The sequence below is a fragment of the Marinobacter sp. S6332 genome, assembly GCF_023016045.1.
Classification (GTDB): domain Bacteria; phylum Pseudomonadota; class Gammaproteobacteria; order Pseudomonadales; family Oleiphilaceae; genus Marinobacter.
This window is the reverse complement of the sequence record NZ_JALKAP010000037.1, coordinates 1-245: the sequence shown is the minus strand read 5'-3', so window position 1 is coordinate 245 and position 245 is coordinate 1. Positions and strand designations below refer to the sequence as shown.

General features: G+C 44.1%; 1 tRNA gene. It reads left to right on the top strand.

Annotated elements, in window-relative coordinates:
• Nucleotides 1-2: 2 nt before the first annotated feature.
• A tRNA-Ala gene (locus MWU62_RS18875) sits at nt 3-78 on the top strand.
• Nucleotides 79-245 lie beyond the last annotated feature (167 nt).

Sequence of the window (245 nt, the reverse complement as noted above, 5' to 3'; positions counted from 1 at the left end):
TTGGGGCTATAGCTCAGCTGGGAGAGCGCCTGCCTTGCACGCAGGAGGTCGGCAGTTCGATCCTGCCTAGCTCCACCAAATAACTGACTAGCTTAATGATTAAGTTAGCAGTGTACAGAAACAAGCGTTTCGAATTAATGACAATGGTTGTTAATCGAAGTTCTTCTTTCTGATCACTGGGTCAGATTTGCTCTTTAACAAATTGGACGAGATAGAACACGAAGACATTTTCTCATTATCTCCGA